This is a genomic window from Pseudomonas phytophila (assembly GCF_025643095.1).
Lineage (GTDB): Bacteria > Pseudomonadota > Gammaproteobacteria > Pseudomonadales > Pseudomonadaceae > Aquipseudomonas > Aquipseudomonas quasicaspiana.
Window position 1 is genome coordinate 6,299,671 of sequence record NZ_CP081201.1, and the last position, 21,891, is coordinate 6,321,561.

The 21,891-nt window shown below is 57.2% G+C and carries 24 protein-coding genes and 1 other RNA gene; 13 read left to right on the plus strand and 12 right to left on the minus strand.

All coding sequences use genetic code 11. The features are described from left to right. Positions 1-66: 66 nt before the first annotated feature. A complete protein-coding gene (gene glpT, locus K3169_RS28440; protein WP_027898179.1) occupies positions 67-1,404 on the minus strand; it encodes a glycerol-3-phosphate transporter in 1,338 nt (445 codons plus the stop codon). 292 nt (positions 1,405-1,696) lie between these two features. Here glpT and K3169_RS28445 point away from each other — a divergent pair, with 292 nt between their 5' ends. Further along, a complete protein-coding gene (locus tag K3169_RS28445) occupies positions 1,697-2,311 on the plus strand; it encodes an energy transducer TonB (protein WP_263269213.1) in 615 nt (204 codons plus the stop codon). A gap of 23 nt (positions 2,312-2,334) precedes the next feature. Then, complete coding sequence (locus K3169_RS28450; RefSeq protein ID WP_263269215.1) at positions 2,335-2,961, plus strand: energy transducer TonB; 627 nt, start codon at positions 2,335-2,337, stop codon at positions 2,959-2,961. Between the two features lie 76 nt (positions 2,962-3,037). On the opposite strand, the gene K3169_RS28455 is transcribed toward K3169_RS28450, so the two are convergent. After that, on the minus strand, positions 3,038-4,015 hold the full coding sequence (locus K3169_RS28455; RefSeq protein WP_263269216.1) for an NADPH:quinone oxidoreductase family protein: 978 nt from the start codon (positions 4,013-4,015) through the stop codon (positions 3,038-3,040). Positions 4,016-4,148: 133 nt separating this feature from the next. Here K3169_RS28455 and K3169_RS28460 point away from each other — a divergent pair, with 133 nt between their 5' ends. Further along, on the plus strand, positions 4,149-4,559 hold the full coding sequence (locus tag K3169_RS28460; protein ID WP_255882100.1) for a flagellar basal body-associated protein FliL: 411 nt from the start codon (positions 4,149-4,151) through the stop codon (positions 4,557-4,559). Between the two features lie 3 nt (positions 4,560-4,562). Here K3169_RS28460 and K3169_RS28465 read toward each other — a convergent pair whose 3' ends face one another. Beyond that, positions 4,563-5,012: an EVE domain-containing protein gene (locus K3169_RS28465; protein WP_027898173.1), complete on the minus strand. Its 450-nt coding sequence runs from the start codon at positions 5,010-5,012 to the stop codon at positions 4,563-4,565. A 195-nt stretch (positions 5,013-5,207) separates the two neighbouring features. On the opposite strand from K3169_RS28465, the gene K3169_RS28470 reads away from it, so the two are divergent. Beyond that, positions 5,208-5,360 (plus strand): hypothetical protein, encoded by a 153-nt coding sequence (locus K3169_RS28470; RefSeq protein ID WP_049826714.1) that lies wholly within the window; start codon positions 5,208-5,210, stop codon positions 5,358-5,360. 99 nt (positions 5,361-5,459) lie between these two features. Here the strand turns inward: K3169_RS28470 and K3169_RS28475 are convergent, their stop codons facing one another. The 4 genes from K3169_RS28475 to K3169_RS28490 all read right to left on the minus strand — a co-directional run bounded on the left by K3169_RS28475 (position 5,460) and on the right by K3169_RS28490 (position 6,918). Next, positions 5,460-6,062, minus strand: a complete 603-nt coding sequence (locus K3169_RS28475; RefSeq protein WP_231675388.1) for a 5-formyltetrahydrofolate cyclo-ligase — start codon at positions 6,060-6,062, stop codon at positions 5,460-5,462. A 111-nt stretch (positions 6,063-6,173) separates the two neighbouring features. After that, positions 6,174-6,352, minus strand: a non-coding RNA gene (gene ssrS, locus K3169_RS28480) — 6S RNA. A 30-nt stretch (positions 6,353-6,382) separates the two neighbouring features. After that, positions 6,383-6,712, minus strand: a complete 330-nt coding sequence (locus K3169_RS28485; RefSeq protein WP_027902405.1) for a cell division protein ZapA — start codon at positions 6,710-6,712, stop codon at positions 6,383-6,385. Further along, positions 6,709-6,918, minus strand: a complete 210-nt coding sequence (locus tag K3169_RS28490; RefSeq protein WP_027902404.1) for a TIGR02449 family protein — start codon at positions 6,916-6,918, stop codon at positions 6,709-6,711. Before K3169_RS28490 ends, K3169_RS28485 begins: the two co-directional genes overlap by 4 nt. A gap of 160 nt (positions 6,919-7,078) precedes the next feature. Here K3169_RS28490 and K3169_RS28495 point away from each other — a divergent pair, with 160 nt between their 5' ends. From K3169_RS28495 to gcvH, 8 genes are all read left to right on the plus strand, one after another. Further along, the gene (locus K3169_RS28495; RefSeq protein WP_027902403.1) at positions 7,079-7,636 is read left to right on the plus strand and encodes a YecA family protein; all 558 of its coding nucleotides are present in this window, start codon (positions 7,079-7,081) and stop codon (positions 7,634-7,636) included. Between the two features lie 76 nt (positions 7,637-7,712). Further along, positions 7,713-9,056: a Xaa-Pro aminopeptidase gene (gene pepP / locus K3169_RS28500; RefSeq protein ID WP_027902402.1), complete on the plus strand. Its 1,344-nt coding sequence runs from the start codon at positions 7,713-7,715 to the stop codon at positions 9,054-9,056. Then, positions 9,053-10,240 carry a 2-octaprenyl-6-methoxyphenyl hydroxylase gene (gene ubiH, locus K3169_RS28505; protein WP_099268366.1) on the plus strand — a complete coding sequence of 396 codons (1,188 nt, stop codon included), beginning with the start codon at positions 9,053-9,055 and terminating at the stop codon, positions 10,238-10,240. The genes pepP and ubiH overlap by 4 nt, the downstream gene beginning before the upstream one ends. 58 nt (positions 10,241-10,298) lie before the next feature. After that, positions 10,299-11,513 (plus strand): 2-octaprenyl-3-methyl-6-methoxy-1,4-benzoquinol hydroxylase, encoded by a 1,215-nt coding sequence (locus tag K3169_RS28510; RefSeq protein ID WP_263272369.1) that lies wholly within the window; start codon positions 10,299-10,301, stop codon positions 11,511-11,513. A 249-nt stretch (positions 11,514-11,762) separates the two neighbouring features. Further along, entirely contained in the window at positions 11,763-12,764 is a 1,002-nt protein-coding gene (locus K3169_RS28515; protein WP_122398096.1) for an extracellular solute-binding protein, read from the plus strand. Between the two features lie 147 nt (positions 12,765-12,911). Continuing rightward, complete coding sequence (locus K3169_RS28520; RefSeq protein ID WP_263269222.1) at positions 12,912-14,528, plus strand: ABC transporter permease; 1,617 nt, start codon at positions 12,912-12,914, stop codon at positions 14,526-14,528. A 156-nt stretch (positions 14,529-14,684) separates the two neighbouring features. Continuing rightward, entirely contained in the window at positions 14,685-15,767 is a 1,083-nt protein-coding gene (gene gcvT / locus K3169_RS28525; protein ID WP_231675390.1) for a glycine cleavage system aminomethyltransferase GcvT, read from the plus strand. A 46-nt stretch (positions 15,768-15,813) separates the two neighbouring features. Continuing rightward, complete coding sequence (gene gcvH, locus K3169_RS28530; protein ID WP_027901290.1) at positions 15,814-16,197, plus strand: glycine cleavage system protein GcvH; 384 nt, start codon at positions 15,814-15,816, stop codon at positions 16,195-16,197. Positions 16,198-16,256: 59 nt separating this feature from the next. Here gcvH and K3169_RS28535 read toward each other — a convergent pair whose 3' ends face one another. From K3169_RS28535 to K3169_RS28555, 5 genes are all read right to left on the minus strand, one after another. Continuing rightward, positions 16,257-16,580, minus strand: coding sequence for a DUF2388 domain-containing protein (locus K3169_RS28535; protein ID WP_027901291.1), 324 nt, complete (start codon positions 16,578-16,580; stop codon positions 16,257-16,259). Positions 16,581-16,768: 188 nt separating this feature from the next. Beyond that, positions 16,769-17,212 carry an NfeD family protein gene (locus K3169_RS28540; protein WP_099268361.1) on the minus strand — a complete coding sequence of 148 codons (444 nt, stop codon included), beginning with the start codon at positions 17,210-17,212 and terminating at the stop codon, positions 16,769-16,771. Between the two features lie 10 nt (positions 17,213-17,222). Further along, positions 17,223-18,143 carry an SPFH domain-containing protein gene (locus tag K3169_RS28545; RefSeq protein ID WP_027901293.1) on the minus strand — a complete coding sequence of 307 codons (921 nt, stop codon included), beginning with the start codon at positions 18,141-18,143 and terminating at the stop codon, positions 17,223-17,225. An 836-nt stretch (positions 18,144-18,979) separates the two neighbouring features. Next, positions 18,980-20,761: a GspE/PulE family protein gene (locus tag K3169_RS28550; RefSeq protein ID WP_027902033.1), complete on the minus strand. Its 1,782-nt coding sequence runs from the start codon at positions 20,759-20,761 to the stop codon at positions 18,980-18,982. 107 nt (positions 20,762-20,868) lie between these two features. Continuing rightward, the gene (locus tag K3169_RS28555; RefSeq protein WP_122397548.1) at positions 20,869-21,216 is read right to left on the minus strand and encodes a hypothetical protein; all 348 of its coding nucleotides are present in this window, start codon (positions 21,214-21,216) and stop codon (positions 20,869-20,871) included. A gap of 139 nt (positions 21,217-21,355) precedes the next feature. On the opposite strand from K3169_RS28555, the gene K3169_RS28560 reads away from it, so the two are divergent. Then, positions 21,356-21,820, plus strand: coding sequence for an Lrp/AsnC family transcriptional regulator (locus K3169_RS28560; protein ID WP_027902031.1), 465 nt, complete (start codon positions 21,356-21,358; stop codon positions 21,818-21,820). The last annotated feature ends 71 nt before the right edge of the window (positions 21,821-21,891 follow it).

Here is a 21,891-nt window from a genome sequence, read left to right on the forward strand (position 1 = left end):
GCAAGCCCTGCTCCCACAGGTTCCACTACATTCAGTGGATCCTACGGGCGATATCCAGCCGTCGCCTTAGCGACTCGTACTCGCCACCTGCTTATGCCACAACGTCGGTAGCAAGAAGACGATAGACAGCACGCAAGCACCGATCAGCAAGACAAACCCGCCATCCCAACCGAAGTGGTCAACGGTGTAGCCCATTGCTGCACTAGCGGCGACCGAGCCACCCAGGTAGCCGAACAGACCCGTAAAGCCTGCCGCTGTACCCGCTGCTTTTTTCGGTACCAGCTCCAGTGCCTGCAAGCCGATCAGCATGACCGGGCCATAGATAAGGAAGCCGATGGAGACCAGCGCGATCATATCGACGGTCGGATTACCTGGCGGATTCAGCCAGTAAACCAGTGTCGCAACGGTCACCAGAACCATGAACACCACGCCTGTCAGGCCACGGTTGCCTTTGAAGATCTTGTCCGACATCCAGCCGCACAGCAGCGTGCCCGGAATACCCGCCCACTCATAAAGGAAGTAAGCCCAGGAAGTCTTGTCGACCGTAAAGTGCTTGGCTTCTTTCAGGTAGGTCGGCGCCCAGTCCAGCACGCCATAGCGCAGCAGATAAACGAACACGTTAGCCAAGGCGATGTACCACAGCATTTTGTTGCGCAGCACGTACTTGACGAAGATTTCCTTGGCCGAAAATTCTTCTTCGTGGCTGGCATCGTAGCCTTCCGGATAGTCGTTCTTGTAATGCTCGATGGGTGGCAAACCAACCGATTGCGGAGTGTCACGCATGGTCGCGAATGCAAACACTGCAACCAGCAACGCCACCGCGGCAGGCACATAGAATGCTGCGTGCCAGTCATTGGTCCAACCCAGGCCCAACAGGAACAGCGGACCAATCAGACCACCCCCCACGTTGTGCGCCACGTTCCACACCGACACCACACCGCCGCGCTCTTTCTGCGACCACCAGTGCACCATGGTCCGTCCGCTTGGCGGCCAGCCCATGCCCTGCGCCCAGCCGTTGATGAACAACAGAATGAACATGATCGTCACGCTGGACGTCGCCCAGGGCGCGAAGCCGAATATGAACATCACGCCCGCCGACACCAGCAAACCGAAAGGCAGGAAATATCGTGGGTTGGAACGGTCGGAAACGATGCCCATCAGGAACTTGGACAAGCCGTAGGCAATTGCAATCGCCGACATGGCCACGCCCAGCTGTCCACGGGTATAGCCCTCATCTATCAGATAAGGCATCGCTAACGAGAAGTTTTTACGAAGCAGGTAGTAACCGGCGTAGCCGATAAAGATACCCGCGAAAATCTGCCAGCGCAGACGTCGGTAGGTACTGTCGACCTTTTCTTCAGGCAGGGGCGCCTGATGTGCGGCGGGACGGAAGAAAGCAAACATCGAGAAACTCCACTTTTTATTTTTCTGCGCGAAAGCGAATATTACATTTTCATTACAGAAAAAAGCACTGCTTCTCGTCCGAGAATTTGTAGGAGATGCGGAGTAGGTCGTGTTGTTTTATGAACATGCCATCAATGTGTAACTGAATACGAATTTTTAGGATCACTCCTACAGCCGTATCGGAAGTCGCGGGGTTCTGCTCCTACGCAGCAGGCACCTACCATCGCAGCCTGCAGGGCCACCCCGCGCCCGTGACCGCTAGAGGTACGTAGTGAAGTTATTCGTGTTTATTTTGATTGGCTGGTTTTCCACAGGTGCCCTGGCAAGCGACGCCCTGCTTATACCCATGTCCAGACCGAACCCTGAATATCCTCAGGAACTGGTGAAATCGCGTTACACCGGTAAGGTGCTGATCAACCTGACCGTCAGCGCTTTCGGCACGGTGCAGGGTATAAGAGTCATCGAGAGTAGCCACCCCAAACTGTCCGAGGCAGCCCTGCGCGCCATCGTCAAATGGCGTTATCAGCCATGGGAGGTAGCTGATGGCAAACCGGGGAACGTCAGCATCATCGTTCCGATACTGTTCGGCGCTCGCGGCATTGAGCCGTTTACGAAGGAAATAACCGTCGGCCTGGAAAATACGCTCTGCGCTTACCTCAACTACGAGGCCAAGACCAGCAAGCTCGATTACCCAAAAGATCCGTTGAACAAGATTGATGTGTTCTGGCACACACGGCAGCACCTCGCCGGAAGCTACGTGGCTTATCGCGTACCGGAACCGGAGAAGCGCGCGGCTTTGTTTGCAGAACTTGAAAGCGCCATTCCAGGAGCCATCAAAGACTGCAGACGAAATCCGGATGCTAGATATGCGGATTATTTACCTCAGCAGATTCGGACGCTGTTGTGATCGTCAGTCCAAAGGATTTCAACATGCGCATTTTCCTGATTCTCGTGAGCCTCTCATTGTCGCTCACCACACAGGCAGCCACTTCCTACCCAAAACCCCTATATCTGCCTCATGCCGAATACCCCGAGGAAATGCTCAGGAACAAAGAGGGTGGGAAGGTCAAGGTTCGACTATTCATCAACGCCAACGGCACAGTGTTATTCAAAGACATCGTCAAGGCTTCAGACCCGCGGCTCGCCGAAGCAGTGAAGCAAGTGGCACCAACCTGGCGCTTCACTGCCTGGACACCGCCTGTAGATAAACCTGACGGTGAAAGTATTCTTTTGAGTTACGACTTCGGTGCTCAGACACCCAATATCTCGAGCCTCAGCGCTAACGTCGAACTGAAGAAACTGCGTTGCAGTCAGCTAAATAACGAGTTGATCTGGACTCGACACAGCCTCCCCGTCGAGGAAGCAAAAACATTTCGTGACACCCGAAATTACCTGGTCAACGGAGCCGTGATCAGCGCGTTCGTAGCGGAAGAGGAAAGGCAGACATTAATCAACGATTTCGACATGGCAAAACCCGCGATTATTGAAGGGTGCAGGGAAAATCCCCGAGCGTTTTATGCTGACCTGTTGCCGATACAGTTGAGGGAGGTGTTGTAGCTCAAGAACATCCGCCAACCGATCACGGCGGCGGATGCTCTATGCAGACTTCAGTGCATCAACTCACACTGCATACTTACCGAACCCCAACAACCACCTTCCCAACCGCCCGCCTCTCCCCCAACGAATCAATCGCCAACCCCGCCTCCTCCAGCGGAAAAACCTTCGATACTAACGGCTTCAACTTGCCCTGCGCATACCAGCCAAACAATTGCTGAAAGTTCGCGACGTTATCTTCCGGCTGACGTTGCGCAAATGATCCCCAGAACACGCCGATCACGGCAGCACCTTTCAACAGTGCGAGGTTGACCGGCAGTTCGGGAATGCGGCCGCTGGCGAAGCCTACGACCAGCAGGCGGCCGTTCCAGGCGATGGAGCGGATGGCCTGATCGAAGAGGTCACCGCCGACCGGGTCGTAGATGACGTCGACGCCGTTGCCGCTGGTGAGGCGTTTGATTTCTTCTTTGAGGTTCGCTTCGCCGTAGTTGATCAGCTCGTCTGCGCCAGCCTGTTTGGCAACGGCGAGCTTTTCCGCAGAGCTGGCCGCGGCGATAACGTGGGCGCCCATGGCTTTGCCGATTTCAACAGCGGCCAGACCGACGCCCCCCGAAGCCCCGAGCACTAGCAAGGTTTCGCCGGCTTGCAGGTTGGCGCGTTGTTTAAGCGCGTGCATGGAGGTGCCGTAGGTCATGCTGAAAGCGGCGGCGGTATTGAAGTCCATGGCGGGCGGCATGGGTAATACGTTGTATGCGGGTACGGCGACTTGCTCGGCAAAGCTGCCCCAGCCGGTGAGAGCCATCACTCGGTCGCCGACTTTGAGATGGCTGACTTTTTCGCCAACCGCAGCGACAACACCTGCCGCTTCTCCACCTGGGGAAAAGGGAAATGGCGGTTTGAATTGGTACTTGCCTTCGATGATCAACGTATCGGGAAAGTTGACCCCGGCGGCGTGCACATCCAGCAGGATTTCGTTCTTCTTGATTTGCGGGCTGGCGATGTCTTCAAGGACGAGGGTTTCGGCGGGGCCGAACGCTTTGCACAGCAAGGCTTTCATCAGACTATTCCTTTTGGATTTGTGGCCGATACGTTCAGGTATGTAGATTTTCGGGTCAATGAGCATGATCCGCCCTGATACTCATGCATAAGCTCAAGTAAGCTAGGCGGCAAACCGGATAAAGGAGTGGACTGTGAAAGCGTGGATCTTGATGTTGTTGGCCTTGTCGTTGCCAACCATGGCGCTGGCTGAAGAAGCAGCCAAAGAAGGTGAGGCGCCCAAGGTTGCCTATGTATCCCTGACACCACCTTTCGTGGGCAATTACGCACTGGATGGCGGCCCGAAGCTACGCGTCTTCAAGGCCGATATCGCTCTGCGAGTGACCGGTCCGGAAGCACAGGCTGCGGTAAAGCGTAATGATCCACTGATTCGCAACCAGTTGGTGGCGCTGTTCACTCAGCAGACCGTCGACACCATGACCAGTGCCGAAGCCAAAGAGAAGCTGCGTCAGGAAGCGCTCAAGCAGGTTCAGCAAGTCATGAATGACGAAGAAGGCAAGCCGATTGTTGAAGATTTGTTGTTCAACAACTTCATCGTTCAGTAACGGTTAACGCAATGCCAGGATCGCCGCCCACTGTTCGGCGGTCACTGGCATGACGGACAGGCGAGTGCCCTTCTGCACCAGTGGTAACTCCTCCAGCGCGCTTTGCTGCTTCAAATAACCCAGGCTGAGCACTTTCGGGAAGGCTTCAACGAAAGCCACATCGACTGCGCTCCACTGATTTTTGTCAGCAGTGGCCTTGGCATCGAAATAGTGACTCTTCGGATCCAGCGCAGTCGGATCCGGATACGCTGCCTGGGTGATGCGCGCAATCCCGGCAATACCGGGCTCCGGGCAACTGGAGTGGTAAAAGAAGAATTCGTCGCCAACCGCCATGTCACGTAGGAAATTACGCGCCTGATAGTTGCGAACACCGTCCCAGCGCGCGGTGCCAAGCTTTTTAAGGTCAGTGATAGAGAGCTCATCGGGCTCTGATTTCATCAGCCAGTAGGCCATATTTGTTGCTCCTGAAATGTGCCGCGGACAAGTTGTCAGACAGTTTTATGACAAACCGACAGTCGGCTGGCGTCAACGTTTGCGTGTGAGCACGTGTTGTCGCAAAATGCCGGGATTTTAAGCTCCACGCTGCTGCACGGCCTATACAAAAAACCGATGCTGACATCGTATTGATTTGCCTAAGGAGGGCAGTCAATGAAACGCAAGCCGGATTTACTTTGGATTTTGGTTATTTTGTTCGGCTTGGGTGTCGTCACTACGGGTTATGCGCAAAGTTTATGGGCCAGCAAGACTGATGCACCGGTCGAGATCACTCAACAGCAGCAGAAGTATCCTTCGCGACACTAACTTGCCGTGATCCCCATAGGAGCGCGCTTGCCCGCGATGCGTATTTCCAAACAAAATATTCGCGGGCAAGCGCGCTCCTACAGTTCGAAAGCCCGGATCTCAAACCAGATACCAGCGCTTATCCGACACTGTGCCATCCAGCGGCACATCCCAACTGGCTTGCGCCAGGCGCTCAACCTTCTGACACTCATGGGCAAGCCCAAGCAATACAGGCTTTTGCCAGGCTTTTATGCGTGAGCGATACGCCAGACTGCGATCGTAGAAGCCGCCGCCCATACCCAAGCGCCCGCCTTCATCATCAAAACCTACCAACGGCATCAGGATCAAATCCAGCGCCCAGATTTTGCGCTGTTTCGCCGGATTGATACGCGGCTCTGGAATGCGGAAGCGGTTGGGTTTGAGTTTCTCCCCGGGCTTGACCCGCTGGAACACCATCTTGGTTCTAGGCCAGGCGCTGAGCACAGGAAGATAAGTGGCTTTGCCGCGTTTCTGTGCGGCGCGCAGTAATAGCCGCGGATCAATCTCGCCATCCATGGGCAGGTAAAGCGAGATGTGCCTGGCGCGACGAAACAGGGGATGTTGAGCCAGTTGCCGATAAATGCCGCGTGCCGCTTCGCGCTGTTCACTGGCGCTCAAGGCGCGGCGAGCCTGACGTAATTGTCGGCGCAATTGCTGGCGTGTGAGCGGTGCGTCACTGGTCATGAGCGGCGGGACATGCAGACTGATCCATCACGGTTGAACCAGGATCGAGGACGCCAGGGCGACGACCTCGTGGACAGTGTTGTCGAATGAAACCGGCAACACTCAGAATTGAGACTCCCCGACGAACCGCTGTCGGTGTAGCCCTTGAACCCGAAAGTTCAAGGTGGAGATTGCAGGAGGTTTTAAGGCTTTCCGTCGAGCGGACATGCACACCAACCCCAACGTGCAACCCCCGTGGTTGTGCGTATCGGCTCAGGGACATGACCGACTGGCAAGCACTCCAGGGAGCGGCGCAAGTATACCGAAACTTGTGAGAAATTTCAGCCCCGAGGCGCATCCGGAGGCAAATCGGAGTCTGTGGCAAGCACCAGATCAACGCGATCCAGCAGGTCGCGGACCTGTTCGCGAGTTGAGCCACTGGCCTGCAGGTCGGGCAAATCCTGCTTATGGAGCAAATCGTGAGTAATGTTCAACGCGGCCATCACAGCGATCCGGTCGGCACCGATTACTTTGCCGCTGCTGCGGATTTCACGCATCTTGCCATCCAGATAACGCGCGGCGCTGACCAGATTGGTGCGCTCCTCCTGAGGGCAGATGATCGAATATTCTTTGTCGAGGATCTGTACGGTGACGCTGTTGCCATTGCTCATGAGTCTTGCTCCAGGGCCTTGAGGCGCGAAATCATTGTCTCGACCTTCTGCCGGGCGATTTCGTTTTTTTCAATCAAATGAGCGCGTTCTTCGCGCCACGACTTTTCCTGAGCTAATAGGAGTCCGTTTTGGCGTTTTAGTTGCTCGACTCGAGTGATCAGTAATTCCAGTCGGGCCATCAGCGCTTGCAGGTCGGTGTCTTCCATTGGTTCCCACTGAATACTTTCTGATGAGTGGCACAGGAGCTGGCTTTACGCCACGGCCTCTGAAGCGCCGCCTACGGCCGTGTAGATGATCTTGTGGCCCGGATAGTCTAGGATACAAGCCTTCATTCTAGACACTGAGCCGATTGGCGACTAGCTACCCATGCCCATTCAGAATTCCCCGTACAAAGCATTCGCCACCCTGCTCAGCAGCAGCGGTCATCCTGTCTCTCCCGCTGAACTGCACGGCTTGTTGCTGGGCCGCAGTTGCGCCGGTTCCGGCTTCGATTCCGGTGACTGGTTGAACGACGCGGCAGAGCTGCTTGAGTCCGTGCCTGAAGACAATGTTCGTCAGGCCCTCATCGGCTTGCAGGAAATGGTCAAAGGCGAACTCACCAGTGACGACATGACCGTTGTTTTGCTGCTCCCGAGTGACGACGAGCCGCTTGCCGAACGCGCCATCGCGCTGGGCCAGTGGTGTCAGGGCTTCCTCACCGGTTTTGGTCTGACTGCCGGAGACACTGCCTTGAGTGCCGAAGCCATGGAAGTGTTGCAGGATCTGGCGGCCATCGCTCAGGTGCAGGACGCGCTGGAAGAATCCGACGACGGCGAAAGCGATTACATGGAAGTCATGGAATACCTGCGCGTCGCACCGCTGCTGTTGTTTACCGAGCTGAACAAAGCCACTAAGCCTGCCGAGCCAAAACCTTCGTTGCATTGATCCTTCATCGCCGCTTTCGCGACCATCGCCCATCCGGACGATGGTCGCGGCGCTTAAAAAGGGAACCTGCCTGCCTATGATCCACATCCCAAAGTCGGAATACGCTCGTCGACGCAAGGCTTTGATGGCGCAGATGGAACCCAACAGCATCGCCATTCTGCCCGCTGCCGCCGTGGCGATACGTAATCGCGACGTCGAACATGTGTATCGTCAGGACAGCGACTTCCAGTACCTGAGCGGCTTCCCGGAACCTGAAGCGGTGGTGGTGTTGATACCCGGCCGTGAACATGGCGAGTACGTGCTGTTCTGTCGCGAGCGCAATCCTCAGCGTGAACTGTGGGACGGGCTACGCGCCGGGCAGGAGGGAGCCATCCGCGACTTCGGCGCTGACGACGCGTTTCCGATCAACGATATCGACGATATCCTTCCCGGCCTCATCGAAGGCCGTGACAGGGTTTACTCGGCCATGGGCAGCAACGCGGAGTTTGATCGGCACCTGATGGAGTGGATCAATGCGATCCGCTCCAAAGCCCATCTGGGCGCTCAGCCGCCAAACGAATTCGTTGCCCTGGATCACCTGCTCCACGACATGCGTCTGTATAAATCGGCGGCAGAAATCAAAGTGATGCGTGAAGCTGCGAGGATTTCTGCCCGCGCTCACGTTCGTGCGATGCAAGCCTGTCGCCCCGGGTTGCATGAGTTCAGCCTCGAAGCCGAGCTGGATTATGAATTCCGTAAAGGCGGCGCGAAGATGCCTGCCTACGGCTCTATCGTTGCTTCGGGCCGCAACGCCTGCATCCTGCATTACCAGGAAAACGATGCGCTGCTCAAGGATGGCGATCTGGTGATGATCGACGCGGGTTGCGAGATTGACTGTTACGCCAGCGATATCTCCCGGACCTTCCCGGTCAGCGGCAAGTTTTCTCCTGAGCAGAAAGCAATTTATGAGCTGGTGCTCAAATCTCAGGAAGCTGCGTTTGCGGCCATTGGCCCGGATAAACACTGGAATCAGGCACACGAAGCAACTGTCCAGGTCATTACCGAAGGTCTGGTGGAACTGGGCTTGTTGCAAGGCGATGTGGATGAGCTGATCGCCAACGAAGCCTACAAGGCTTTTTACATGCACCGCGCAGGGCATTGGCTGGGGATGGATGTACATGACGTCGGCGACTACAAGGTCGGCGGCGAATGGCGGGTACTGGAAGTCGGCATGACCCTGACGGTCGAGCCGGGTATCTATGTCGCCCCTGACAATCAGCAGGTTGCGAAGAAATGGCGCGGTATCGGTATAAGAATCGAGGATGACGTCGTGGTGACCAAAAAAGGCTGTGAAATTCTTACCGGTGACGTACCCAAAACCGTCACGGAAATCGAGGCATTGATGGCCGCTGCCCGCAATCAACCGGAATTTGCTGCATGAGTCGTTTCAACCTGGCAATCGTCGGCGGTGGCCTGGTCGGCGCCAGCCTCGCCATGGCTTTGCAGGCAGGCGCGAAGGAGCGCGGCTGGAAGATCGTGTTGATCGAACAGTTCGCCCCTGGTGACACTTATCAGCCGAGCTATGACGCCCGTTCTTCGGCTTTGTCCTTCGGTGCTCGACAAATCTACGAGCGCCTTGGCCTGTGGCAAGCCATCGCCCGCCGCGCCGAGCCGATCCTGCAGATTCAAGTGTCTGACCGTGGTCGATTCGGGTCTGCGCGCCTGTCGGCGATGGAAGAAGGTGTTCCCGCGCTGGGTTATGTGGTGGAAAACGCCTGGCTGGGCCAATGCCTTTGGCAGGGCCTGGACAAAGACGTGGTCAGTTGGCGCGTCCCGGCCGAAGTCAAACACATGCAGGCGTTGCCGGATGGCTATCGCCTGTTGCTTGACGACGAAACCGAACTGGAATGTGATCTGGCGGTTCTCGCCGACGGTGGCCGTTCGAGCCTGCGCGAACAACTGGGTATCGGAGTTCGTCAGCGCCCTTACAATCAGAGCGCACTGATCGCCAACATCACGCCGAGCGAAGCCCATTGCGGTCAGGCGTTCGAACGCTTCACCGATGAAGGGCCAATGGCGCTGTTGCCGCTGCCGGAAAACCGTTGTGCGCTGGTCTGGACGCGTAAGGGTTCGGATACTCAACGCTTGCTCGAACTGGACGACCGCAGTTTTCTCAACGAACTGCAGAGCGTGTTCGGCTATCGCCTCGGCACGCTGCAACAGGTCGGGGTGCGGCATGTGTATCCGCTGAACCTCATCGAAGCGGAAGAACAAGTCCGCTCACATCTGGTCGTACTGGGTAACGCTGCGCACAGCCTGCACCCGATTGCCGGCCAGGGTTTCAATCTGTCGCTGCGGGATGCACACGCATTGGCGCAGACGCTACTGGCCAGCGATACGCTGCCGGGTGACCTGCCAACGTTGCAGCTGTATCGCGAGCAACAGCGACTGGATCAACAGCTTACGGTCGGCTTTTCCGATCAGGTCACGCGCCTGTTTGGCAGTAATGAGCCTCTTATCGCAGCGGGTCGTAACATCGGTTTGCTGGGCCTTGATCTGTTGCCTCCGGCCAAGCGCTGGTTCGCGCGTCAGGCCATGGGCCTGGGGACTCGTCCCAATGTTTGATTTACGTTTTATCACTCACCGGCTTACGCCATCAGCGGGAACGATTTAAAGCATGGAAATCCGCGCAGATCTCCTGATTGTCGGGGCCGGAATGGTCGGCAGCGCTTTGGCACTGGCTCTACAGGGCAGCGGCTTGAACGTTATCGTGGTCGATGGCGGTCCGCTGAGCGTCAAGCCATTTGACGCTCAGGCGATGTTCGAACCTCGAGTCAGCGCGTTGTCCGCCGCCAGCCAACGGATTCTGCAGCGCCTGGGTGCGTGGGAAGGCATCGCCAGTCGGCGCACCAGCCCTTACGGCGAAATGCAGGTCTGGGATGGCAGCGGCACGGGGCAGATTCACTTCTCGGCAGCCAGCGTCCACGCCGACGTGCTCGGGCATATCGTGGAAAACCGCGTTGTTCAGGACGCCCTGCTGGACCGTCTGCATGATTGCGATATCGGCCTGCTGGCCAATGCGCGACTGGAGCAAATGCGGCGCTCCGGGGATGACTGGCTGCTGACACTGGCTGACGGTCGTCTGCTACGTGCGCCGCTGGTCATTGCCGCTGACGGTGCCAACTCTGCGGTTCGACGTCTGACCGGGACTAAAACCCGAGAATGGGATTACCAGCATCACGCTATCGTGACCAGCGTGCGTACCAGCAACCCGCATCGCAAAACGGCCTGGCAGCGTTTTACCGACAATGGCCCACTGGCGTTCCTGCCGTTGCAGCGTGAAGGCGAGCATTGGTGCTCCATTGTCTGGTCAGTCACCCCAAAAGAAGCCGAGCGGTTGACGGCTCTGGACGATGATGCGTTCTGTCGCGAGCTTGAACAGACCTTCGAAGGCCGTCTGGGTCCTGTGCTGGCCGTCGACCCTCGGGTGTGCGTGCCACTGCGTCAGCGCCACGCCAAGCGTTATGTCGCTGAAGGTCTGGCCTTGATCGGCGATGCCGCCCACACCATCCACCCGCTGGCCGGCCAAGGGGTGAATCTGGGCTTCCTTGACGCGGCGGTACTGGCTGAAGTGTTGTTGCATGCCAATGAGCGTGGCGAGCGACTGGCTGATGTGCGCGTGCTGAGCCGCTTCGAGCGGCGACGCATGCCTCACAATCTGGCGCTGATGGCCGCTATGGAAGGTTTCGAGCGGCTGTTTCAGGCCGACCAGTTGCCGCTGCGCTGGCTGCGCAATACAGGGCTGAAAATGGTTAATCAGATGCCGGAAGCCAAGGCGACCTTTGTGCGCCAAGCGCTGGGGTTGAGTGGGGACTTGCCGGATTTGGCGCGGTTGTAAGCCCAATGTCTTGGTAATGTGGGAGCCGGGCTTGCCCGCGATACAAACACCTCGCTGCAACAGACATATCGCGTCATCGTTCATCGCGGGCAAGCCCGGCTCCCACAGGGAATGTGTTTGCAGGCCTACATAGAACCACCCACAAATATTTGAGCTTCCACCTCGCAACATTCTGTTACTCGTCTATCCAGACTTGGCAAATGGGATTCACTACCATTTCGCCTCATTTTGCGAACGCGAGACCTCTCCATGCAGGCAAGCAAGCGTCTTCTGGCTGCTTTGACACTGACAGTGCTCGGCAGCACCGCACAGGCTGCCGATGAGGTAGTGGTTTACTCCTCCCGGATTGATGAGCTGATCAAGCCGGTGTTTGATGCGTATACCGCTAAAACCGGCGTAAAGGTCAAATTCATCACCGACAAGGAAGCGCCGCTGATGCAGCGCATCAAGGCCGAGGGCGAAAACGCCACTGCCGACCTGCTGCTCACCGTCGATGCGGGTAATCTCTGGCAGGCCGAGCAGATGGGCATTCTGCAGCCGTTCACCTCACCGGTGATCGATGCCAATATTCCTGCGCAGTATCGCTCGTCGACCCATAGCTGGACCGGCCTGAGCCTGCGCGCCCGGACCATCGCCTATTCAACTGATCGTGTTAAGCCCGAAGAGCTGACGACCTACGAAGCCCTAGCTGGCAAGGACTGGGAAGGTCGTCTGTGCCTGCGCACAGCTAAAAAGGTTTACAACCAGTCGCTGACTGCCACGTTGATTGAAACCCATGGTGCCGAGGCCTCCGAGAAGATCCTCAAGGGCTGGGTGAACAACCTGTCCACCGACGTGTTCTCTGACGACATCGCGGTGCTGGAAGCGATTAACGCCGGTCAGTGCGATGTCGGCATCGTCAATACTTACTACTATGGCCGCCTGCATAAGGAAAATCCTGATCTGGCAGTGAAGCTGTTCTGGCCGAACCAGTCGGACCGCGGCGTACACGTCAACTTGTCCGGTATCGGCCTGACAAAACACGCCCCTCATCCGGAAGCCGCCAAGGCTATGGTCGAGTGGATGACCGGTCCTGAAGCACAGGCGATCTTCGCGGGCACCAATCAGGAATTCCCGGCCAACCCGAAAGTCGCCCCATCCGAAGAAGTCGCGAGCTGGGGTCAGTTCAAGGCTGATACCATTCCGGTCGAAATTGCGGGCAAGCGCCAGGCCGAAGCGATCCGCATGATGGATCGGGTGGGCTGGAATTGATCGCAGCCTGACGCCTGCCGATGTAGGAGCGCGCTTGCCCGCGATAGCGTTTATTCAGCCGAAGAGGTTTTCGACAGAAAGATAGCTATCGCGGGCAAGCGCGCTCCTACAGGCCCATGTCGTAACCATGCCTTTAAGGTCTATCCCTTGGCACATCCCGCCCAACGCCGCTGGTATCCACTGGTCTTCGCCATCGCTGCATTGGTGCTGCTGCCACTCAGCGTCTTGCTGCTTTCCTGGCAGACCATCGACATGCAGATCTGGTCCCACCTCTGGGAAACCCAGATGCCACGCCTGCTGGGCAATACGCTGACACTGGTGCTGGGAGTGGGTTTCGGGGTCACGCTGCTTGGCGTCAGCCTGGCCTGGCTCACCAGCCTGTGCGAATTCCCCGGTCGGCGCTGGCTGGATTGGGCGTTGATGCTGCCGTTTGCGATTCCCGCCTATGTGCTGGCATTTGTGTTCGTCGGGCTGCTGGATTTTGCAGGCCCCGTACAGACTTTGCTTCGCGAGTGGTTCGGCACCGGGCTGCGACTGCCACGCGTACGCTCCACCGGCGGCGTGATCATCGTGCTGGTGTTGGTGTTCTACCCGTACGTCTATCTGCTCGCACGCACAGCGTTTCTTGCCCAGGGCAAAGGTTTGATGGAAGCCGCCAGAGTGCTTGGCCAAACACCCTGGCAAGCATTCTGGCGCGTGGCATTGCCCATGGCACGCCCGGCCATTGGTGCGGGTGTGGCATTGGCGCTGATGGAAACCCTGGCCGATTTCGGCGCGGTGTCGGTGTTCAACTTCGATACCTTCACCACCGCGATTTATAAAACGTGGTACGGCTTCTTCAGCCTCTCCAGCGCAGCACAACTGGCCAGCCTGTTGCTGCTGGCGGTGATGATCGTGCTCTACGGCGAACGCCGAGCCAGAGGTGCGAGCCGGGCGACCAACGAAAGGCCTCGGGTCAAGGCGCTTTACCACCTTCGCGGACTCAAAGCGGCGGCTGCCAGTTGCTGGTGTGGACTGGTGTTCATCTGCGCCTTCGCGGTCCCGCTGTTGCAACTTATTGTCTGGGTCTGGCAACGCGGGCGCTTTGATCTGGATGAGCGTTATACCGGGCTGATCCTGCACACGTTGTATCTGGGCGGCATCGCCGCGCTGATTACCGTAAGCGTGGCACTGGTGTTGGCGTTCGCCCGACGTCTGGCACCGACCCCGGCGATCAACTCCGGGGTTGGCCTGGCCAATCTGGGCTATGCACTGCCAGGTTCAGTGTTGGCCGTTTCTATCATGCTGGCTTTCAGTTATCTGGATCGCGTACTGGTCATTCCGGTTTCCGGCTGGCTGGGCGGTGCAGGCAAGCCTTTGCTGCTGGGCAGTCTGGCTGCGTTGCTGCTGGCTTATCTGGTGCGTTTCATTGCCGTAGCCTACGGGCCGCTTGAAAACAGCCTGTCACGCATCCGCCCTTCCCTCCCGGAAGCAGCACGCAGTCTGGGTGTCAGTGGGCCACGATTGTTTTTCAAGGTGTATCTACCGCTGCTGGTCCCTGGCGCACTCAGTGCAGCGTTGCTGGTGTTCGTCGATGTGCTCAAGGAAATGCCCGCCACCCTGCTGATGCGCCCGTTCGGCTGGGACACGCTGGCGGTGCGCATCTTCGAGATGACCAGCGAGGGCGAATGGGCCCGCGCCGCCCTGCCCGCCCTGACGCTGGTCATGGTTGGCCTGTTGCCAGTCATCGGTTTGATCCGACGCTCGGCCCGCCAATTTCGTTAGGTGCGGGTCTACAGCCTTGCGGCTACAATGCGCCGCAATCGGTGTGGTCTGTCAGACTGTTCGACATGTTGCTATCTGCTCCAAACCCCGAAACACAGGGGGCATGTCAGCGTTTTTGCCTGTCCGCACCTTCGCCACGCCCGGAAGGAGAAACCCATGGGACAGCGCACGCCGCTTTTTGACCTGCATCTCGCCCTGGGCGCGAAGATGGTCGATTTTGGTGGTTGGGACATGCCGTTGCATTATGGATCGCAGGTCGAGGAGCACCATCAGGTGCGCCGGGATTGCGGTGTGTTCGACGTCTCACACATGCATGTGATCGATGTAACCGGCAGTCAGGCAAAAACCTGGCTGCAGTATTTACTCGCCAATGATGTCGACCGGTTGAAGGATGTGGGGCAAGCGCTATACAGCGCGATGCTCGACAACGACGGCGGGGTTATTGACGACATGATCGTTTACCTCACTGACAGCGGTTATCGTCTGGTGGTCAACGCGGCTACCGGCGACAAAGATCTCGCCTGGATGTTTGTGCATCTGAATGACTTCGATGTGCAACTGAACAAACGTAATGATCTGTCGATGCTGGCCATTCAGGGACCCCACGCCCGCGCCAGAATTGCCGAGCTGGTCACCGCCTCCCGTGCTGAACTGATCCGCCAGCTCAAGCCGTTTGAAGGGCGCGTAGACGCCAACTGGTTTATCGCACGTACCGGCTACACCGGCGAAGACGGCCTGGAAATCATTCTGCCGTCTGAACAGGCACCTGGCTTCTTCAACGATCTGGTGGGCGCTGGTATTTCTCCAATCGGTCTGGGCGCACGAGATACCCTGCGTCTTGAAGCAGGCATGAACCTGTATGGGCAGGACATCGACGAGCAAGTCACGCCTCTGGTAGCTAACATGGCCTGGACTATTGCGTGGGAGCCTGCCTCCCGCAAGTTCATCGGCCGTGCCGCTCTGGAAGCCGAGCGCGCACGGGGCATTGGCTCCAAACTGGTTGGTCTGGTGCTGGAAGAGCGCGGCGTTTTGCGCGCTCATCAAGTGGTGCGCATCGCAGAAATTGGCGAAGGAGAGATCACCAGTGGTAGTTTCTCTCCTACGCTGAGCAAGTCGATTGCCTTGGCACGCGTGCCAATGGCCACTGCTGACCGTGCCGAAGTCGAAATTCGCGGCAAATGGTACCCGGTTCGCGTGGTGAAGCCCGCGTTTGTACGTCATGGCAAAGCCCTGATCTGAATTTTCCTGGCGGGTTTACCGCTGACCCGATGTTGAGGATGACTAAATGAGCAATATCCCCGCCGAACTGCGTTTTGCTGAAAGCCACGAATGGGCAAAGAAGGAAGGTGACCTGATTGTCGTGGGCATTTCTGACCACGCTCAGGAAGCACTGGGCGACGTGGTGTTCGTTGAACTGCCGGAAATCGGCAAAGTCTTCGCCGCTGGTGATGCTGCGGGTGTCGTTGAATCGGTGAAAGCCGCTTCCGATATCTATTCGCCGATTGCTGGCGAAGTCGTCGAAGTCAACGAAGCACTGGGCGACGCGCCAGAATCGTTGAACAACGACTCTTACGGTGCATGGATTTTCAAAATCAAGCCAAGTGCTGCCGATGCTGATCTGGCGAAACTGCTGGACGCTGCAGGCTACAAGGCAGCTATCGGCGAGTAAGCCGAACAGCCAGCCATAAAAAATGCCGCTCAATGAGCGGCATTTTTTTTATCTCTAAATTACTGGTTTTCAGCAACCAGATTCTTGGCCAGGATGGCGTTGGCCAGATCCATGTCCGAAGCGTTCAGGCCTGGGTTCTCGCTGCGAACCTGCTGGATGGCAGCTTCCAGGAAAGGACCACGGATACCGCCGTCGCTGGCAACAAAGCTGCCTGCGTCGTCTTGAGCAGCAACGATCAGTTTGTGATCCTTGAAGGTCAGGTAAGTGGAGCCGGTAGTGGCGCCAGAAGAAATGACATCACGCCAGAACCCAGCGTCAGCCATTGCTGAACCAACCGGGAGAGAAAGCAGAGCAAACGTGGCGACAGCGAGCTTGAGACGCATGATGAGGTACTCCAACAGTGATTGTTCTGAAACTCTTGGATAGCGGGAGTGATGCGGTAGTTCCGTGGTGGATGCGACGACACCTGCAGGAGCGCGCTTGCCCGCGATAGCGTTGAGTCAGGCACCAGTGTGCTATCTGGAAGACTGCTATCGCGGGCAAGCGCGCTCCTACAGGGGTCAGGTGTTATTCAAAGCGCCTCAACCCGCAATATCGCCCCATCCTGGCCGATCACCCGTACCTGACTACCGACCGGGGTATCAGGCCCGTTCACCAGCCAGACGCTGTCGCCAACCTTGATCTTGCCCCGCCCATCGACAATCTCGTTCTGAACGGTAAACACGCGACCGATCAGTTCCTGGCCGCGCATGTTCAGACCGGGCTGATCCGAGGGTCGGTTCACCGTGCGCTGACGTCGCCACCAATACAACGCGGTCAGCACCGAGGTCACCGCAAACAGCAGGAACTGAAAAGTCCAGATCATCCCTGGAATGATGAATGTCATGACCCCTACCGCTGCAGCCGCCACGCCCATCCACAGCAAATAGCCGCCCGCGCCGAATACTTCGAGAATCAGCAAGATGGTGCCCAGCCCAAGCCAGTCCCAGAACGACAGGTTTTGCAGGTATTCCATAGGGCGTGCCTCAGGACTTCTTGCTGTCGAAGGTAGCTTTGACGATTTCGCCGATACCGCCCACAGCGCCAATGACCTGACTGGCCTCAAGAGGCATGAGAATGACCTTGCTGTTGTTGGCTGAAGCCAGTTTGCCCAGTGCATCAATGTACTTTTGCGCAACGAAGTAATTGACCGCCTGGACATTGCCGCTGGCAATGGCCTCGGACACCACCTGGGTGGCGCGTGCTTCTGCTTCGGCCTGACGCTCACGCGCTTCAGATTCGAGGAAAGCGGCCTGACGACCACCTTCAGCCTCAAGAATCTGCGCCTGCTTCTTGCCTTCGGCAGTCAGAATCGCCGCCGCTCGCAGACCCTCGGCTTCGAGGATTTGCGCGCGCTTGATCCGCTCGGCCTTCATCTGACCACTCATCGCCGCCATCAGGTCGTCAGGCGGGCTGATGTCCTTGATTTCGATACGGGTGATCTTGATGCCCCACGGGGCCGTCGCTTCATCCACGGTACGCAGCAGGCGCTCGTTGATGTTGTCACGCTGGCTGAGCATTGCGTCCAGCTCCATGGAGCCGAGCACGGTACGGATGTTGGTTTGCAGGAGATTGCGAATGGCATGCTCGAGGTTGTTCACCTCGTAGGCCGCCTGCGCGGTGTTCACGACCTGGAAGAAACACACAGCGTCGATTTGTACCGTCGCGTTGTCAGCAGTAATGACTTCCTGAGGCGGGATGTCGAGCACGCTTTCCATGACATTGATCTTGCGTCCGATGCGATCCATCACCGGCACGATGATGTTCAGACCCGGCTTGAGGGTTGTGGTGTATCGACCAAAGCGCTCGACCGTCCATTGGTAGCCCTGCGGCACAACCTTGAAGCCCATGAATACGATGGCGATCGCCAGCGCAACGAAGAGTAAAACCACACTGCCCAGTTGCATAACATTTCCCTGTTGGTTACGAACGTTTATCAGGGGGCTATTTAGTCAGACTTTGGCTACAGAAAGCCAATGATTCAAAGGAATATTGGTTCTGGATATGAGTTATTTCTTAAGAGCGGCGCTATCCAGTGGGACCGAATTTATTCGGGAAGGCGGTATTTCAGGAGATAAATAGCCTGCGGATGTACCGCCCTCTTCGCGAATGAATTCGCTCCCACCGGGATCACCCATTGCAGGCCAACATAGGATCTCCCAGAGATAACCATCTCAGGTGGATCGCAAATCCCTGTGGGAGCCGGGCTTGCCCGCGACACTGGCGACGCGGTTTCACGGCCACACCGCGTCATCGTTCATCGCGAGCAAGCTCAGCTCCCACAGGCTGGTAGCATCTCAAGCTTATGCAAAAACTGTGGGACCGACTTTATTCGGGAAAGGGCCGGCAGATTCAACACTTCCGTCGCCTGACATGACGCATTCGCGAATGAATTCGCTCCCACCGGGATCAACCCTTGCAGGCCACCATAGGATCTCCCAGAGATAACCATCTCAGGTGGATCGCAAATCCCTGTGGGAGCCGGGCTTGCCCGCGATACTGGCGACGCGGTTTCACGGCCACACCGCGTTATCGTTCATCGCGAGCAAGCTCAGCTCCCACAGGTTGGTAGCATCTCAAGCTTATGCAAAAACTGTGGGACCGAATTTATTCGGGAAAGGGCCGGCAGATTCAACACTTCCGTCGCCTGACATGACGCATTCGCGAATGAATTCGCTCCCACCGGGATTGGGTTTGCGAGCCTAAATCGGATCTCACACCGCGAGCCGCGCTCCAGACGACCTCAGCGCTGTTCGCTCTGCGGCGTCACGCGTAGCACTTCTTCAAGTGTGGTCAGCCCCGCCGAGACTTTCTGTGCGCCGGACAAGCGCAAACTGCGCATGCCCTCTTTGAACGCCTGGCGACGCATCGCGGTAAGGTCAAGGTCGGCGCTGATCAAACCTTGCACGCCATCGGACATCAGCATGATCTCGTACACCCCGGCACGGCCACGGTAACCGGTGTCACGGCACTCCACGCAACCTACTGCCCGGTGCGCGCCGGCCGGCACAGGCGCTTGCCATGGTCGGGTCAGGCTCTGCCAGTCGCCCTCATCCAGTTGCACCGGTGCCTTGCAGTGCGGACACAGAGTTCGCACCAGTCGCTGCGCCATGACCCCAAGAATGGTCGCCTTGAGCAAGTAATGCGGTACGCCAAGTTCCAGCATCCGGCTGATTGCACTGGGTGCGTCGTTGGTGTGCAGCGTCGAGAGCACCAAGTGACCGGTAAGCGCGGCCTGGATCGCCATCTCCGCAGTCTCGAGATCACGAATCTCGCCAATCATGATGATGTCCGGGTCTTGCCGCATCAACGCACGGACACCGCTGGCAAACGACAGATCGATGTTGTGCTGGACCTGCATCTGATTGAATGCGGGCTCGACCATCTCGATAGGGTCTTCGATGGTGCACAGGTTGACCTCAGAGGTCGCGAGCATTTTGAGCGTGGTGTAAAGCGTGGTGGTCTTGCCAGAACCGGTCGGCCCGGTGACAAGAATGATGCCGTTGGGCTGACGGGTCATGCCCTCCCAGCGGCGCAGGTCGTCGCTGGAAAACCCGAGCTGGTCAAAGTTTTTCAGCAGTACATCCGGATCGAAGATCCGCATGACCATTTTTTCCCCAAACGCCGTCGGCAGTGTTGAGAGACGAAGCTCAACCTCGCCGCCATCAGGGGTGCTGGTTTTAACCCGTCCGTCCTGCGGCTTGCGCTTCTCGGCAACATTCATACGACCAAGGCTTTTCAGGCGACTGACGATAGCCATGGTCACTTGCGCGGGGAATTGATAAACGTTGTGAAGCACGCCGTCGATGCGAAAGCGCACCGTGCCCTGCTCACGGCGGGGCTCGATATGGATATCACTGGCGCGCTGCTGGAAAGCGTACTGGAACAACCAGTCGACGATATTGACGATGTGCGCGTCGTTCGCATCGGGTTCCTGGTCACTGGCACCCAGCTTGAGTAACTGTTCGAAGTTGCCCATGCCACTGATTTTCTGATCCGTCGCGGCAGCGCCGCTGACGGACTTGGCCAGCCGATAAAACTCAACGGCCAGCCGCTGAATATCGACCGGATTGGCCACCACACGCCGTATTGGCAGTTTCAGCACGTGGGTCAGGTCAGCTTCCCAGCCATGCACATAGGGCTGCGCGCTGGCGATGGTCACTGAGTCATGATCGACCGCCACCGCCAGAATCTTGTGGCGTTGCGCAAAGGCGTAAGACATCAAAGGCGTGACCGAAGCGACCTTGATCTTCAGCGGGTCGATGCGCAAATAAGGCTGACCGCTTTGGGCCGCGAGCCAGGCAGTCAGGGTTTCCAGATCCAGCTTGCGCCCCGGTCGCTTGAGGTCGTCGAGCTGTTGCGCAGCGATAAACTCAAGCGGATGCAGTTGCAGGTTCGCAGCACTGCGCCTGTGGGTCAGTGCAATCTCGGCACTGTTCTGATCGATAAACCCTTCGGCGACCAGATCGCGCAGCAGATCATTCAGATCCAGCCAACGATCCTGTGATGAGGCGTGAACTGACATGCGGATTCCTTTGGACAAATCGGCTCAAACGAACCAAGCGTAGCCCCCAGCGTGTCAGTTATTTCGGCATATGCGTACACATGAGTTACGTTTTTTTTCTGCCAGGCTTAACCGACGGCGAGGGAAACCGTTGAGTTTGAGACGTACGGCTGGGCCAGTTGTTCCAATTCTACCGAGCAGACGTTGATCAGGCTGCGCATTTTTTCCGCAATGACCTGCGCCCGGTGCCAGGTCAGATTAGCGATCTCAACGTCGATACCCAACACGTCGTCCTCCTGCATCACGTTGACCTGATGAGGGATCAGGTACTGCATCGCAAAGAGGTTCAGCACCCGGCACAGTGAATCGGCCTCAGCCTCGACCAGAATCTGATAACGCGCGCAGCAATGAGCATTGTCAGCCGCCCAGGTATCCGGACGTTGCGACAGTGAAGTAACGGCTTCGAGATTGGGCATGCTGACCTCTGCGATTTAGAGGGTTAAGTGACTGAAAGAAATTCTTGCATGCTGAAAAAGAAATTTCTGGTCCATCCTTGATTGATTTAATCTCTTTACGACTTGTTAATGCGCCATATCTCCATAGAGAGAAATAGTTATGCAAACCGAGCTGGATGCTTATGATCGCAAGATTCTTGCGCTGCTTCAGGAGGACGCTTCCTTGTCCAGTGCGCAAATCGCCGAGCAGGTGGGGTTATCCCAATCGCCGTGCTGGCGCAGGATTCAGCGGCTCAAGGATGAAGGGGTCATTCGTCGTCAGGTATCGCTGCTGGACCGCAAGAAGATCGGTCTCAATACGCAGATCTTTGCCGAGGTGAAGCTCAATGCTCACGGTCGCTCGAACTTCACCGAGTTTACCGAGGCCATTCGCGGCTTTCCTGAAGTGCTGGAGTGCTATGTGCTGATGGGGTCGGTGGATTTCCTGCTGCGTATCGTGACGCCGGACATCGAGGCGTACGAGCGGTTCTTCTTTGAAAAGCTTTCGCTGGTGCCGGGCATTCAGGAAGTGAATTCGACGGTTGCCCTGTCGGAGATCAAGTCCACGACCAGCTTGCCGGTTTGATACTCCGTTTGTGGGAGCCGAGCTTGCTCGCGATAAGAACACCGCAATATCCGAATATGGTGGTGCTCTTA

Bases quoted from the DNA above. Each gene is read 5' to 3' on its own strand.
- K3169_RS28550 (WP_027902033.1), bottom strand. From the start codon at position 20,761: ATGTCAGTTCACGCCTCATCACAGGATCGTTGGCTGGATCTGAATGAT.
- K3169_RS28470 (WP_049826714.1), top strand. From the start codon at position 5,208: ATGAAACGCAAGCCGGATTTACTTTGGATTTTGGTTATTTTGTTCGGC.
- ubiH (WP_099268366.1), top strand. From the start codon at position 9,053: ATGAGTCGTTTCAACCTGGCAATCGTCGGCGGTGGCCTGGTCGGCGCC.
- K3169_RS28560 (WP_027902031.1), top strand. From the start codon at position 21,356: ATGCAAACCGAGCTGGATGCTTATGATCGCAAGATTCTTGCGCTGCTT.
- K3169_RS28545 (WP_027901293.1), bottom strand. From the start codon at position 18,143: ATGCAACTGGGCAGTGTGGTTTTACTCTTCGTTGCGCTGGCGATCGCC.
- K3169_RS28540 (WP_099268361.1), bottom strand. From the start codon at position 17,212: ATGGAATACCTGCAAAACCTGTCGTTCTGGGACTGGCTTGGGCTGGGC.
- K3169_RS28485 (WP_027902405.1), bottom strand. From the start codon at position 6,712: ATGAGCAATGGCAACAGCGTCACCGTACAGATCCTCGACAAAGAATAT.
- K3169_RS28490 (WP_027902404.1), bottom strand. From the start codon at position 6,918: ATGGAAGACACCGACCTGCAAGCGCTGATGGCCCGACTGGAATTACTG.
- K3169_RS28535 (WP_027901291.1), bottom strand. From the start codon at position 16,580: ATGCGTCTCAAGCTCGCTGTCGCCACGTTTGCTCTGCTTTCTCTCCCG.
- gcvT (WP_231675390.1), top strand. From the start codon at position 14,685: ATGGGACAGCGCACGCCGCTTTTTGACCTGCATCTCGCCCTGGGCGCG.
- K3169_RS28450 (WP_263269215.1), top strand. From the start codon at position 2,335: ATGCGCATTTTCCTGATTCTCGTGAGCCTCTCATTGTCGCTCACCACA.
- glpT (WP_027898179.1), bottom strand. From the start codon at position 1,404: ATGTTTGCTTTCTTCCGTCCCGCCGCACATCAGGCGCCCCTGCCTGAA.
- pepP (WP_027902402.1), top strand. From the start codon at position 7,713: ATGATCCACATCCCAAAGTCGGAATACGCTCGTCGACGCAAGGCTTTG.
- K3169_RS28515 (WP_122398096.1), top strand. From the start codon at position 11,763: ATGCAGGCAAGCAAGCGTCTTCTGGCTGCTTTGACACTGACAGTGCTC.
- K3169_RS28555 (WP_122397548.1), bottom strand. From the start codon at position 21,216: ATGCCCAATCTCGAAGCCGTTACTTCACTGTCGCAACGTCCGGATACC.
- K3169_RS28495 (WP_027902403.1), top strand. From the start codon at position 7,079: ATGCCCATTCAGAATTCCCCGTACAAAGCATTCGCCACCCTGCTCAGC.
- gcvH (WP_027901290.1), top strand. From the start codon at position 15,814: ATGAGCAATATCCCCGCCGAACTGCGTTTTGCTGAAAGCCACGAATGG.
- K3169_RS28475 (WP_231675388.1), bottom strand. From the start codon at position 6,062: ATGACCAGTGACGCACCGCTCACACGCCAGCAATTGCGCCGACAATTA.
- K3169_RS28455 (WP_263269216.1), bottom strand. From the start codon at position 4,015: ATGAAAGCCTTGCTGTGCAAAGCGTTCGGCCCCGCCGAAACCCTCGTC.
- K3169_RS28465 (WP_027898173.1), bottom strand. From the start codon at position 5,012: ATGGCCTACTGGCTGATGAAATCAGAGCCCGATGAGCTCTCTATCACT.